The following is a 12783-nucleotide window of genomic DNA, read 5'->3' on the forward strand; positions in this document are numbered from 1 at the left end:
TCACTTATATCCGATTGACTTATAGTCGAATAGAAGATAGCTTGCAGGATGGATATTCGGAAGAAAATCGGTCTGCGCATAAAGGAATACCGAACAAATTTAAAACTCACCCAAGAGGCCTTAGCCTTTAAGGCCGAGATAGATAAGACATATGTAAACGAAGTAGAGAACGGTAAAAGAAATGTTTCCGTAATTAATCTTGAAAAAATAATCTGTGCACTTGACGCTACAGTAAGAGATTTTTTTGACAGCGAAGTTTTTAACGGGGGGGTAAATTAATGGCTGTTAAAACTTCACAAGCAGCATCAAGTATACTCCCTAACGAACTTGATTCAGCTGTTCTTACCCACTATGTTGTAACCAAAAACCCTGTTTACAAAGAGAAAGCATACGAGATTACCGAACTCAGCAAAGACTTTACTGAACCTGAAGTATTATATCAAGCTGTTCAACAAAATCTTTTTGATGCAACGGATATTCCATTTCCTGGCCCCAAAAAAGGAAAGGAAAAATTCACTTTCATTGATCTATTTGCCGGAATAGGCGGTTTTCGTCTCGCTTTGCAAAATTTAGGAGGGCTATGTACATATAGTTCTGAATATGATAAGTTTGCGCAAAAAACCTATTTTGCAAACTTTGGCGAAACCCCATTTGGCGATATTACAAAGGAAGAGGTTAAATCATTTATCCCTCAAAAATTTGATATATTATGTGGTGGATTTCCATGCCAGCCTTTCTCTATAGCGGGTGTATCTAAGAAAAATAGTCTGGGTAGAAAACATGGGTTTGAGGATGAAAAACAGGGAAGTCTTTTTTTTCATGTAGCCGAGATAATTCAAAAACATCGCCCTAAAGCTTTCTTTCTCGAAAATGTTAAAAATCTCGTTTCGCATGATAAAGGAAACACCTTTAAAGTGATTAAAGAAACGCTATTAGAATTAGGTTATTCATTTGATCACAGAGTTCTCAATGGAAAGCACTTTGTTCCACAACATCGTGATAGAACAATAATGGTCGGTTTTGATAAAGCTGTTTTTGGAGATGACATAAGATTCGACTTCGACTTGGTTAAATTGCCAGAAGCAGACAAACAGATCAAAACCATTTTACATAAAGAAGTTGACGCGAAATATACTTTATCTGATAAGTTATGGAACTTCCTACAAGAATATTCCAAAAAACATAAGCTTAAAGGAAATGGGTTTGGATTTGGTCTTGTAAATATGGATGGTATATCTCGCACTATTAGTGCAAGATACTATAAGGATGGTTCTGAAATTTTAATACCTCAGAGTAATTCTAATCCAAGGAGATTAACCCCTGACGAATGTGCTGCGTTACAAGGATACCCTGTAAACGCTGGGAATAAAAGTTTTAAGATTCCTGTTTCAGATAACCAAGCTTACAAACAATTTGGAAATTCTGTTGTAACACCTCTTATTCAAGCTGTTGGAAAAGAGATTACTAACATCTTAACAACCTTTAAGTATTAAATTTTTAAAAGATCAACAATCTCGCTTTGTTTATAGAGATTAGTCAAATTCCCGGATTTTATACGAAATTGACTACGTCTCTTAATGACTGGTTTAGAAGATGAAACAAATTCCATCTTAATACCTGGATCATAATAAATATTTCCCAACAACATTTGTTTAAGGAAAAGCTGAAAATCAGTCCCATTACCTAATAATACTTTATTTCCGTAAAGATATTTTTGTAATGGGACTTTAACTGATTTTGATGGAACATAACAAGCTTGATTATGTTTCTTATTCCAATGCTTAATAAGAGATGTAAAACTCCAGCTTGATGCTTCATTTCCATTTCCATCTATTAATGAAATTGAACCTGACGCATTTCTTATTTTAAAAGTCTCAGTGTCAAATCCTATTAATTGTAATGTTAATCCAGTTAATGGTTGTCTCACGCCAGATTTATGTATGCCGCCAATATTCAACCGATCCTCTTTCCCACTTTTATCCTCATACCCATATGACTTAATAAAATTGCCAACACCTTTATCAACATATATTCCTCCTGTAGGCTCCGGAGTCATAAGTGTAATAACTTCATTTGCTATTCGATCAAAACTATTTGCCTTAAACTGTTTGATTTCGTACCCCAAATAATCCGGTTCTGAATAACCATTTGCAGAAATACCCAATTCTGCTTCCAAAGTATATCCTCCACAATTTGATGAAACGCAAGGTAAGATGTTCCCTGACTTATGAAGTCTTTTAGATGTAATCCATCCAAGTGAATGAATCCTGAATAACTCTTTTAATAATAATTCTCTATAATTTATTTTAAGCTCAAGTTCAAGAACTTTAAACACGCCTGCGACTTCTAAATGTTTTAGTGAGTTGAATGATTGAGTAACTTCGGATTCCGGAGAACTTACATAACCTAATATTTTTCCCGAATTTGATACAGACATAAATAGTAACCTGCCTGGTAATCTTTTTGACATCAATTCAGAGGGGGCATTATGACTTTTTTGTAAAAAACCAGAAAATCGAACTTCTGGATATTTGGGGTATAGTATAAATTGTGAATTAGGAGCATCTGTGATTTTTCCCTCATCTGTAATCCACGAGAACTTCACACTTGCTTTAAATCTCTCTTTTTTCCAATCCCCCGAAGAGTCAGCTACAATCTCTGATATTGGAAAAATATTCAGCACATCGTAACTTCCGCTTAAATAAACCTGGTTCTTCGAGTTATCATTTGCAGATAAAATTTTGACATATATTTTATCACACCCGTGATATAGAAACAATTGTTTAAGGCTTTCTAAATTCATAATTGTATTTAAAAATAAACTTAAGTATTTCTTTTGAGATAAAAACACGTCTTTATGCGTTATATTTTGGTACGCAAATACATTGCTTAACTTAGCATCTTTCATCCAATTGGTTGAAAATACTAACCTGGCATTTTAACATGAAACACCACCACTATCTATATATTCTTTCTATTGTTTTTATTGCGGCTTGTTCGCCTAAGAAGGGGCCGTATGCTATTACCAATAAGGTGTACGAGGATCAGGCGAAAACCTTTGCCGAAACCTTGCAGGAAACCAAGCCTTCGGTACTTACGGATAGTTTAGGGCGTGTTATACCGTCGGTATGGGTGGGTACGGTTAATTTTAATTTGCGCAAGCCCAATTATGTGGTGCTGCATTATACGGCTCAGGATTCGGCGGCGCAAACGCTTAAAACCTTTACCATAGTAAAAACACAGGTGAGCGCGCATTATGTGGTGGGTAAAGATGGCAAGGTATACCACATGGTGAACGATTATCTGCGTGCCTGGCATGGCGGCGTAGCCAAATGGGGCAACGTTACGGATATCAACAGCTCGTCGATAGGTATTGAGATTGATAATAATGGTAAATCGCCGTTTACCGATGCGCAGATCAACAGCCTGTTGCTGTTATTGGCACAGCTGAAAAAAACATACAATATCCCCACGGCCAACTTTATTGGTCACCAGGATATTGCGCCGGGGCGTAAAGTTGACCCGGGCAAGTACTTCCCGTGGAAGCTGCTGGCGCAAAAAGGCTTCGGCTATTACAGTGAAGATGTGCTTGAACTCGCTCCCGATGGTTTTGATTCGGCCACGGCGCTGCGCCTTATCGGGTATGATATTACTAATCTTAATGCGGCTATTTCGGCCTTTAAACAACATTTCGTTCAAACAGATAGCAGTCCGCAGTTAACGCAGCTGGATTTGAATGTGTTGTATAATGTTTATCAGAAGTATTAATTGAAAGTTTGCAGAAGACTTACGAAGTTTTGAAAACTTCGTAAGTCTGGAAACCGCATTTTTTATCCTACGGTCATATCGAAACGTAGTGCAGCCTATGGTCGATCTGTGCTCTGTTAGGAATGCTTCTGCTATATTCTCGTTAGTGGATGTAACTTTCTTTTTTCTCTCAAAAAAGAAAGTCACCAAAGAAAAAAGTCGCGGCTGCGCAAGGAACTATTAAAGGTTCTACTTAGGCAGGGCTTGTGCTACCCGTTCCTTACGATGCCGCATTTTTGGTTATTGATGGGGTTGTCAGACTCGGCTGCAATAATTATCCGTATATAAAAAGTCCGCCTTTGCGAAAAGCAAAGGCGGGCTTTTATATTAGCGGGATTCAATCCTTATTCCTTCCCTACGGTTATACCCGGCCATGTGTCGGTGCGGAATGGTGTGGCGGGGAGGTCGGCGACGTTATAGAGCGTACAGGTTGGGTTATTGCCCCATCCGTATCGCACTGCTGCAGGGTTGCTTACCTGTGCGCTGCTTACTATCACTTTGTTGCCCTCTAATTTGGCATCAGCCCAATAGAATTTTTTATCGGCACCGGCTATGGCAAAGCCACTTAGTTTATCGCCCTTTACTTTCAGTCCGCCATCGGCATAAGTAAACGTAAGTTCGATAGTGTTACCTTTTACCGTTTGGGCTTTGTATATCGGCCCTGAATAGGCAACCTTTTCGCCATAGTTTTTGGCTTTAGCTATCAGCGCCAGGCGACGGCCTACTTCCTGTTTGTTAGTAGGGTGAATGTTGTAGGCATCACCAATATCAATAGCCGATGCCATGCCGGTATTGGGTACTGATAAGGTTTTTAACTGTGCTTCACGCAGTTCGGCCCATTCAGATTCTACCGGCTGGGCATCCTGCGCCATAAAGTTAGCCAACTGCACAAAGTAGAACGGGAAATTGCCTTGTCCCCATTGTTTGCGCCAATCGCTGATCATCAGCGGGAACAAGGTACTATACTGATCGGCCTTGTTAGCATTGCTTTCACCCTGGTACCATATTACGCCTTTTATAGTGTAGTTGATAATCGGGTTTACCATGGCGTTATACAACAAGGTAGGTCTGTTTGGTCCATCCGGGCGTTGAGGTGCTGCGGGTAGTTCGCTTAGTTTGCTACCTACCAGGTAACTCCATTCGCCGGCAAGGTCTACTTTTTCGTCGGCATTGGAGGCTAATGATATAGTTATAGGGCCGCCATTAAAGCCGCCATCGCCACCGGTATCAAAAACCCGTATGGCAATAGTGTTTTCACCTGCTTTCACTAAATTACCCGGAATGGTATATTTCCGTTGTACAAATACACCATCGGTATGGCCAATTTGGGTACCGTTAAACCAAGTGATGTCGTTATCATCAATACTGCCTAAGCTTAACACCACATCCTTCCCGGCCCATGCGGCAGGTATGGTTACTTTTTTTACAAACTTTACTATACCGTCAAAATTTGGCAGACTGCCTTTTTCCCATAAGCCCGGCGCAGGCATCTTTTTCCATGCTGATACATCAAACGTTGATTTAGCCCACGGCGCGCTTCCCTGTGCATCGATCTGGTCTTTGGCGTTGATCTCGCTTGTCCATGCAGCAAGCTTGCTATCGTATTCTTTATTTAGTTTTTCTTGCGTTATGCCGCTTTCAAAATACTTTACAGCAGGTGCATAGGCAGGCATGGTTTTCAGGGCTTCGCCGCTCGTCCACGCTTCGGCAACGGTGCCGCCCCAGGTAGTGTTGATAATACCGATGGGCACATGCTTATCCTCGTACAAGTTTTTAGCGAAAAAATAAGCCACTGCCGAAAATTGGGCTACTGTTTGCGGCGAACAAGCCCGCCAGCTCCATTTGGTTTTCAGTTCGGTTAAAGGTTGCATGCTGATAGTATTATCTACCTTGATCATGCGTATTTCAGGATAATTGGCGGCGGCTATTTCCTGCTGAGCGTTCAACACATCGCCATACATACCGCTCACCCACATTTCCATGTTCGATTGCCCCGAGCATACCCAAACTTCGCCTATCAGGATGTTTTTTAGTGTAAGCGCTTCGCCATCGTTAAAACTGATGGTGTAAGGGCCGCCGAATGAAGGCGTAGCTACCTTTATTTTCCAGTCGCCTTTTGCATCAGCGGTAGCGGTGTATTTTTTATTATTCCACGATGTAGTGATGGTTAAGGGCTTGCCTGCGGTGGCTTTTCCCCAAAGGTTTACCTGTGCTTTTTGCTGAAGTACCATATCGTCGGTGAGGCAGGCAGGCAAGGCTACCTTGGCCTCCGCGGGTTTGATGCCGGTAAACAACAATGCCGATAGCAGCACTTGCTTAACCGATTTAATAAGCAGATTTTTTATTCCCATTGTTTAATAAAATTGGTTTGATTGGGCATAAAAATACTTTTTAAAATCTAATTTTTCAGTCTGCCACAAATTTTTATACTGTGAAATTTTGCGCAAAAAAGCGGGAGATCAATTCCCCACATGTGGCATTTTGTAGATTTTTTTACCCTGTTTACAGAATTTCAGGAATGGGAATTTTACTGTAAAGAAAATATTTTACAACACAGGGAGTTTATGTCGATTTTGTTAAACGATATATTTTCCTTTTAATTTATTGAGGCAAGGCGCATCATTTCACATAGGTTAATTATCAATAACCCACGATTTAATTTACTAAAACCAATCAACTTTATACGCAGTGTTAAAAATAAGGTTTCAAATTACTTTCAGATTTTTTTAATTTTTTGGATATATAGTTGAAGTATATCGCGCATGAGAAAATTAATACTTAGCGCATTACTGATAGCAGTTTTTGCAAGTTGCAAAAAACTGAGCGATGTTGTGCCTGCGAAGGGAGTAGGTACAGAAACACCGAACAATACAGACCCGGTTGTTACACCTGAAGAGGAGGCCGCTCTGTTAGCATCATTAAAAATTACGCCCTTAAATTATAAAGTACAAGAGCAACAAATAAAAGCAAGTGTAACCGGCAGCAAACTTACGCTGGCGTTTGACGAGAAGATCCATTTATTAATTGATAAAGACAGGTACAATACATCGTGGTATATCTACTTTAACGAAGATTACTCAAATACCGCCTTTGCCGATTTCGACTTTACTACCAAACTGCAATGGGGCGATGTTAGTCAAAACTACAAACCTTTCAATTTAAACCAAATTGATAAAACGGTAAGCGATACTACCATTGCAGGTGTTGCCGTAGTTAACGTTAAATTTGAAAGGGAATTGAAATTCTTCAAAAATTACGAAACAACAGAAGCAGCGAACGCAAAGCTCAACGCATTAATCGGCACGCGTGAAGACATGAAGTTTTCAACCAGCTACATGCCCGATTCTACCAAAAACTCAATCAGTACTACAAAAGTGGTTTACGTGAAATAAGCATAAGCCTCTAAATAAAATAAGCGCGCCTTTCAAAAAAAGGGCGCGCTTATTTTTTGTTTATACTTCCGGTAATTATAATACCTCTTGTATAGTATAATTCTTTCCGTTCAGGCTTACCTGTTGCCCGGCTTGTTTACCCCTCAGCATCATACCAATAGGCGAAGCCGGTGAAACGGCAAAATATTTAGCCTCTCCCAGTATCAATACGCCGGCACTTATCGCCAGGTAAAAATTTCCATTGTTGGTGATGATCACACTGCCTGCTTCGGCAATTGTTGAGTTAGCGGTGGTACTGATATGGGTTAAAGCGATTTTAAGCTTATTAGCTTCGGCCAGTTGAGCCATATTGCGGTCGGTTTCCTGCTGCATCATTTCGCGCCCGGTTTCGTACTTATCTCCTGCGCTGCTTTTGGTATCGTCTTTTGCTGCTTGCTGCGCGGCATCAATGGCATCCTGGGCGGCGGCCATTCTGCCCTTAACATAATCAAGGCATTGGTTATATAATTCTTGTTTCAGGTTCATTAAAAATATCAAATGCCAATAATACAAAAAATAAAAGCCCCCTTGCACTCGCTGCTGGGGGCTTTCAACCTAAACCTTATCACATATGTAAGAAATTAAACTTACATAGCATTATAACGCAAAGAACTGCGAAATAATATGCGAACGTACTGAAAACAATTCAATTCATTGCAATACAGTATTTTAATTTTTTTAAATTCTCTTTTACTGAAATAATTTTAACTTTTTGGTTGTTTTTTAAGCTAAAATTCGAAATACCTTGTAAATACATGTCAGTTTAACAGCTCAAAAAAAGTATAAATTATATCCGTTTCTCCACCTTATCGTAAAAGCCACCGAAAGAATTTGTTTTTACCGCGTCCTCATTGAAGAAGTCGCCGGGGAAACCAAGCGAAATAGCGCTTACCGCGTTCAGTTTCTGCAAATGTTCATCACTCAATGTTATCTCTACCGACTTTAAATTATCCTCCAACTGGCTCACCTTAGTTGCACCTACTACCGGGATGGACGAAAAGCCTTGTTGGCGCGTCCATTGCAATGCCACGTGACTTGGCGATACGCCCATTTCATCGGCCACTTCAACCACGGCCTTAGTTATTTTAACACTGTTATCATTAAGGCGATTACTTTCGGGTTTAATACGGCCTTGATCTCCGCGGAGGTATTTACCAGTAAGCGCGCCGCCCGCTAAGGGTGCCCAAGGTGTAACGGTCATCCCAAAGTGTTTGGCCATCGGGATCAGTTCGCGTTCGGCTGTACGGGCAATCATGCTATATTCTACCTGCAATGCTATAAACTGGCTCCAGCCCATTAGTTCGGCCAGTGTATTGCCTTTTGCTACCACCCAGGCCGGCGTATCGCTTATAGCGGCATAATTCACCTTTCCCTGGCGTATCAGGTCGTCCAGGCCGCGCAATACTTCATCAATGGGAGTAATGTTATCCCAAATGTGTAAGTACAGCACATCGAGGAAATCTGTTTTTAAGCGCTTCAAACTATCCTCCACACTGCGCATCATATTTTTACGGTTATTGCCCGATGCATTTACATTGGTACGGTTATCCAGCAGGGTATACTTTGTAGCCAGCACGAAATGATCACGATCGTGGTTGCTTACATATTCACCAATTATCTTTTCGCTGGTGCCCAGTTTATAAATATTGGCCGTGTCAATAAAGTTTCCGCCGGCATTGGCAAAAGCATCCATAATGGCAAAGCTGGTATCTTTATCAGCTCCCCAACCGGCCTCGGTACCAAAGCCCATTGAACCCAAACATAATTCAGAAACTTTAAGGCCCGAGCGGCCAAGCAATTTGTATTTCATATTAAACTATATTTTCTGTTAAAAACATTTACGGCAGGAGTTTAGTTTGTAATTAAACAGCCAATCCGTATCTGTAAGCTAATATACTACCATGAAAACCATTAACAGCAACAAGAATATAATAGTTGACGACCTGCTTAATTATTTACAAAAAAAGGTAAATCCACTGTTTCAACAACACAGGCAAAGTAATATTACTTTCAATATTGTAAAAGCAGGGGATGAAATAGAAATAAACCAACCTGAGGTGTACGACGATTTTCTATTCAGATTAAGTGCCGATGGCAACAACCTGTCGGTTACCAAATCAGAACATTATGTAGATGACGTGAACGTACTCACGCTGGAGTCGATACTGGATATTTTGTTTACCGAATATTTAGGCACTACGGCACCGCAATTATAATACATCAGCAGAACCATCGCTCACATTTGCCTTTATTTTTATTAGCTTTATCATAAAAACTTATGCTGAAGCGCACCTGCCTTGTTATCATTTTACTGCTTGGCATTTTACAAGCATTCGCTCAACCGGCAACCAAACCTGTTGGCGAACCTGTTTTACTGGGTAATGATACCTTATTTACGCTATATGCCGGGCAAGGATTGTTCACGGTGAAGGAGCGCACGCAGGTGATCAGCAAACGACTTACAGACCTCACCAGTCGCCTGGACTTTAACGCCGATTCTATCACTATAAAAAACGATACCGCGCTATGCGTTATTAGCTACAAGGGCGAACTGATAATGGCGGTCAATAACAACGATGCAGCCCTTAGCGAACTCAACCGCCAGCAACTTGCAACAAATTTTGTAAGCATTATTAAAAAAACACTGGGCAACTCAATAGCTAACAATAGCGTTAAGCAACTGTTAACCGACGTACTTGAAGCCGTAGCTGTAATTATATTATTGCTGATACTGATATGGGGAGTTAACCGTACTTTCAGGTGGATAAAATACCGGATATTCCACTCCTGGGATAAACGGCTGGCCAAACTGGCCGAAAAAGGCGCACCTGTAAATTACGCGCACAGGCTGCTCCCTGTATTTATTAACCTGTTGAATATTTTACGGCTTGCTATTATAGTGCTAATGATTTACTTGGCGCTGCCCGTGGCCTTCCTCATATTCCCGTGGACTAAACCCATTGCCACGCAGCTACTATCTTATGTTGTAGATCCGCTTAAGCGTATATTATTTGCCCTGCTGCATTACATCCCTAACCTGCTTACGGTACTGGTCATTTATTTATTCACCCGTTACATTATTAAGCTGGTAAAATTTATAGCGGTCGAAATATCTAACGGGTCTTTCGTAATCAAAAACTTTTACCCGGAATGGGCTATCCCTACCTACAATATTGTGCGGGTACTACTATATGCCTTTATGTTCGTGGTGATATTCCCTTACTTACCGGGTTCAGACTCAAAGGTATTTCAGGGTGTAACTGTATTCCTGGGGATTTTGTTCTCCTTCGGTTCGTCATCGGCCATATCTAATATGGTATCGGGCATTGTACTTACCTACATGCGCCCTTATAAAGTAGGGGATAGGGTAAAAGTGGGCGATGTAACCGGAGATGTGATAGAGAAAAACCTACTGATCACACGGGTACGTACTATTAAAAACGAGGATGTAACCGTGCCTAATGCCACTATTTTGGCGGGCGCAACGGTTAATTACACCACATCATCAAAATCGTTAGGATTGATATTGAACACCAGTGTTACCATTGGGTATGATGTGCCGTGGCAACAAGTGCATGACCTGTTGATCAGCGCGGCCATAAGCAGCGAAGGGGTATTAAGCGAACCTACACCATTTGTATTACAGACCGGCCTTAACGATTTTAATGTAGCTTACCAATTAAATGCCTACACAGATAAGCCACAGCAAATGGCTGTACTGTATTCGCGTATACATCAAAATATACAGGATAAATTTAATGAAGCCGGGGTAGAGATCATGTCACCGCATTACAGTGCACTGCGCGATGGCAACACCATTCAAATACCTGACGGTTACAAACCAACGGATTACAAAAAACCGGGCTTTAATATAGAAAAGGACTAACCGTTGATCCAGCTGAATTTATACTCCAGCATTGGGTTCTTCATACGATCGGCCACGCGCATTAAACGATCAGGTAATTTCACCAGGTAATCACGCGATTTTTCTGCCTGCTCGTTTAAGCCGGTAATGCTTTCGATATGCCAATCTTCCAGTAGTTCTTTCAAAATGTCAACATAGTCAACCGCGGTATAAATACCCAGGCGCTGTGCTGCATCAGTAAAGTGGCCAAAGGTTTGGCCTATTTTTAAACCTACCTCACGTAAGAAGTGGGCAGGCATTACAATCTTTTTACGCATCATATCCTCAAATGCGATCATGGCCTCGCTCGCGTCTACCTCAAATATCTTTTCGATAAAGTATTTGTAAGCTTTAGCATGTCTTGCTTCGTCAGATGCGATAACACCACACATTTTAGATAGCAGCGTATCTCCATGCTTTTTAGCCTGTGAAGCTACCCTGCGGTGAGATACATTCGTTGCCAACTCCTGGAAAGAAGTGTAAATAAAGTTACGATAAGGATCAGTACCGGTGCCAATATCAAAACCATCAGCAATTAAGTATTGGGTTGATATTTCCATCATGCGCATGTTAACACGGCCCGATAGGTACAGGTATTTGTTCAGCAGATCACCGTGACGGTTCTCTTCGGCTGTCCAGTAGCGTGTCCATTTCATCCAGCCACCTTCTTCATCTTTAGAAACCCCATCAACCATGGTAAGCCATGATTCATAAGTAGGCAAAGCCTCTTCGGTGATGGTATCGCCAATAAGCACGGCAATTAAATCATAAGATAAACCACCCGCGCTTTCCTGTAACTCTTTTATTTCGTTAAAAAAGGTATCCCTCGAAGAATCGGGCAAAAAATCCGACGGCTGCCAGATGGTGTCAATAGGCTTCAAAAATTCATGCATCTTTTCGAGCATGTATTTTTCAATATGCACCATTACTTCACGCCTTTTTTCTTCAAAAAACATCATAAAACCAAATATTAGATGGGTACAAAGTTAATGATTAAATACCACTTATAGATTAGTTGTATGTTGAAAGTTGTGAGTTGTATAGGAGAGGACTTTAAGATGGAAGTTCTAAATAATATGTTATAGATCAGGTCCCCCTTTTGTATATGTATTATGATGCTGAAAATTTTAGGATCGAGGTTTCAGATGTCGGGGTCGGGGTTCTTGTTGCCAGCTTTAAGTTTTAGTTGCGTACCGGGAGCAAGGTATTCCGTGAGTATATTATTAAATAGATACGGGAATTATTTCCGATCGAGAATTGATTTGAAAAATCAGTGCCTATAGTTCTTCTTAACTGTGGCCCCGTTCTATGCTCATACTGCACAGGCCTTAAGCTCCGGGCCGGTATCCGCTCCGCCCGGGTTTAGTGGGAGATTGAGTTGCCAGGATTCAGGTTCCAGGTTTGAGGTTTCAGGATCGAGTTGCCAAGTTTGAGTTTTCAGGATTGTGTATCGAGGCAGGGTATCATGCGCATTACTACCGGCCACAGGCCCCCCGAGCCTGACCACTCCAAACCCACTCGCCTAAAAACAACAAAACCCTCTATCTTTCGGATAGAGGGCATGTTTAAGATTGGGCACCGACCTACTCTCCCACGTTTTACCGCAGTACCATCGGCTCTGGCGGGCTTGACTTCTCTGTT

At 41.1% G+C, this 12783-nt stretch carries 11 protein-coding genes; 6 read left to right on the forward strand and 5 right to left on the reverse strand.

What is annotated here, in order from left to right; genetic code table 11:
- Nucleotides 1-48: 48 nt before the first annotated feature.
- Together ABD894_RS22900 and dcm are read left to right on the forward strand one after the other, a co-directional pair.
- Nucleotides 49-279, forward strand: a complete 231-nt coding sequence (locus ABD894_RS22900) for a helix-turn-helix domain-containing protein (RefSeq protein WP_345213417.1) — start codon at nucleotides 49-51, stop codon at nucleotides 277-279.
- A complete protein-coding gene (gene dcm / locus ABD894_RS22905) occupies nucleotides 279-1493 on the forward strand; it encodes a DNA (cytosine-5-)-methyltransferase (protein WP_345213418.1) in 1215 nt (404 codons plus the stop codon). Before ABD894_RS22900 ends, dcm begins: the two co-directional genes overlap by 1 nt.
- Here dcm and ABD894_RS22910 read toward each other — a convergent pair.
- A complete protein-coding gene (locus tag ABD894_RS22910) occupies nucleotides 1490-2908 on the reverse strand; it encodes an MvaI/BcnI family restriction endonuclease (RefSeq protein ID WP_345213419.1) in 1419 nt (472 codons plus the stop codon). The genes dcm and ABD894_RS22910 overlap by 4 nt on opposite strands.
- Before the next feature lie 35 nt (nucleotides 2909-2943).
- Between ABD894_RS22910 and ABD894_RS22915 the strand changes: the two genes are divergently transcribed.
- Nucleotides 2944-3768, forward strand: a complete 825-nt coding sequence (locus tag ABD894_RS22915; protein WP_345213420.1) for an N-acetylmuramoyl-L-alanine amidase — start codon at nucleotides 2944-2946, stop codon at nucleotides 3766-3768.
- Between the two features lie 383 nt (nucleotides 3769-4151).
- Here ABD894_RS22915 and ABD894_RS22920 read toward each other — a convergent pair whose 3' ends face one another.
- Nucleotides 4152-6158, reverse strand: coding sequence for a sialate O-acetylesterase (locus tag ABD894_RS22920; protein ID WP_345213421.1), 2007 nt, complete (start codon nucleotides 6156-6158; stop codon nucleotides 4152-4154).
- Between the two features lie 411 nt (nucleotides 6159-6569).
- Between ABD894_RS22920 and ABD894_RS22925 the strand changes: the two genes are divergently transcribed.
- The gene (locus ABD894_RS22925) at nucleotides 6570-7199 is read left to right on the forward strand and encodes a putative periplasmic lipoprotein (RefSeq protein WP_345213422.1); all 630 of its coding nucleotides are present in this window, start codon (nucleotides 6570-6572) and stop codon (nucleotides 7197-7199) included.
- Between the two features lie 75 nt (nucleotides 7200-7274).
- Here the strand turns inward: ABD894_RS22925 and ABD894_RS22930 are convergent, their stop codons facing one another.
- Complete coding sequence (locus ABD894_RS22930; RefSeq protein WP_345213423.1) at nucleotides 7275-7724, reverse strand: 3-oxoacyl-ACP synthase; 450 nt, start codon at nucleotides 7722-7724, stop codon at nucleotides 7275-7277.
- A gap of 301 nt (nucleotides 7725-8025) precedes the next feature.
- Complete coding sequence (locus ABD894_RS22935; protein ID WP_345213424.1) at nucleotides 8026-9048, reverse strand: aldo/keto reductase; 1023 nt, start codon at nucleotides 9046-9048, stop codon at nucleotides 8026-8028.
- Between the two features lie 91 nt (nucleotides 9049-9139).
- On the opposite strand from ABD894_RS22935, the gene ABD894_RS22940 reads away from it, so the two are divergent.
- Both ABD894_RS22940 and ABD894_RS22945 read left to right on the forward strand, forming a co-directional pair.
- Nucleotides 9140-9454 (forward strand): hypothetical protein, encoded by a 315-nt coding sequence (locus ABD894_RS22940; protein ID WP_345213425.1) that lies wholly within the window; start codon nucleotides 9140-9142, stop codon nucleotides 9452-9454.
- Between the two features lie 62 nt (nucleotides 9455-9516).
- Nucleotides 9517-11124, forward strand: a complete 1608-nt coding sequence (locus ABD894_RS22945; protein WP_345213426.1) for a mechanosensitive ion channel family protein — start codon at nucleotides 9517-9519, stop codon at nucleotides 11122-11124.
- On the opposite strand, the gene ABD894_RS22950 is transcribed toward ABD894_RS22945, so the two are convergent.
- Nucleotides 11121-12101 carry an acyl-ACP desaturase gene (locus ABD894_RS22950; RefSeq protein WP_345213427.1) on the reverse strand — a complete coding sequence of 327 codons (981 nt, stop codon included), beginning with the start codon at nucleotides 12099-12101 and terminating at the stop codon, nucleotides 11121-11123. The two genes, ABD894_RS22945 and ABD894_RS22950, sit on opposite strands and share 4 nt — an antisense overlap.
- Nucleotides 12102-12783 lie beyond the last annotated feature (682 nt).

Origin of the sequence: Mucilaginibacter gynuensis (assembly GCF_039541195.1) — a bacterium.
Taxonomy (GTDB): Bacteria; Bacteroidota; Bacteroidia; order Sphingobacteriales; family Sphingobacteriaceae; genus Mucilaginibacter; species Mucilaginibacter gynuensis.

Bases quoted from the DNA above. Each gene is read 5' to 3' on its own strand.
- ABD894_RS22950 (WP_345213427.1), bottom strand. From the start codon at position 12,101: ATGATGTTTTTTGAAGAAAAAAGGCGTGAAGTAATGGTGCATATTGAA.
- dcm (WP_345213418.1), top strand. From the start codon at position 279: ATGGCTGTTAAAACTTCACAAGCAGCATCAAGTATACTCCCTAACGAA.
- ABD894_RS22920 (WP_345213421.1), bottom strand. From the start codon at position 6,158: ATGGGAATAAAAAATCTGCTTATTAAATCGGTTAAGCAAGTGCTGCTA.
- ABD894_RS22915 (WP_345213420.1), top strand. From the start codon at position 2,944: ATGAAACACCACCACTATCTATATATTCTTTCTATTGTTTTTATTGCG.
- ABD894_RS22930 (WP_345213423.1), bottom strand. From the start codon at position 7,724: ATGAACCTGAAACAAGAATTATATAACCAATGCCTTGATTATGTTAAG.
- ABD894_RS22910 (WP_345213419.1), bottom strand. From the start codon at position 2,908: ATGAAAGATGCTAAGTTAAGCAATGTATTTGCGTACCAAAATATAACG.
- ABD894_RS22925 (WP_345213422.1), top strand. From the start codon at position 6,570: ATGAGAAAATTAATACTTAGCGCATTACTGATAGCAGTTTTTGCAAGT.
- ABD894_RS22940 (WP_345213425.1), top strand. From the start codon at position 9,140: ATGAAAACCATTAACAGCAACAAGAATATAATAGTTGACGACCTGCTT.
- ABD894_RS22900 (WP_345213417.1), top strand. From the start codon at position 49: ATGGATATTCGGAAGAAAATCGGTCTGCGCATAAAGGAATACCGAACA.
- ABD894_RS22945 (WP_345213426.1), top strand. From the start codon at position 9,517: ATGCTGAAGCGCACCTGCCTTGTTATCATTTTACTGCTTGGCATTTTA.
- ABD894_RS22935 (WP_345213424.1), bottom strand. From the start codon at position 9,048: ATGAAATACAAATTGCTTGGCCGCTCGGGCCTTAAAGTTTCTGAATTA.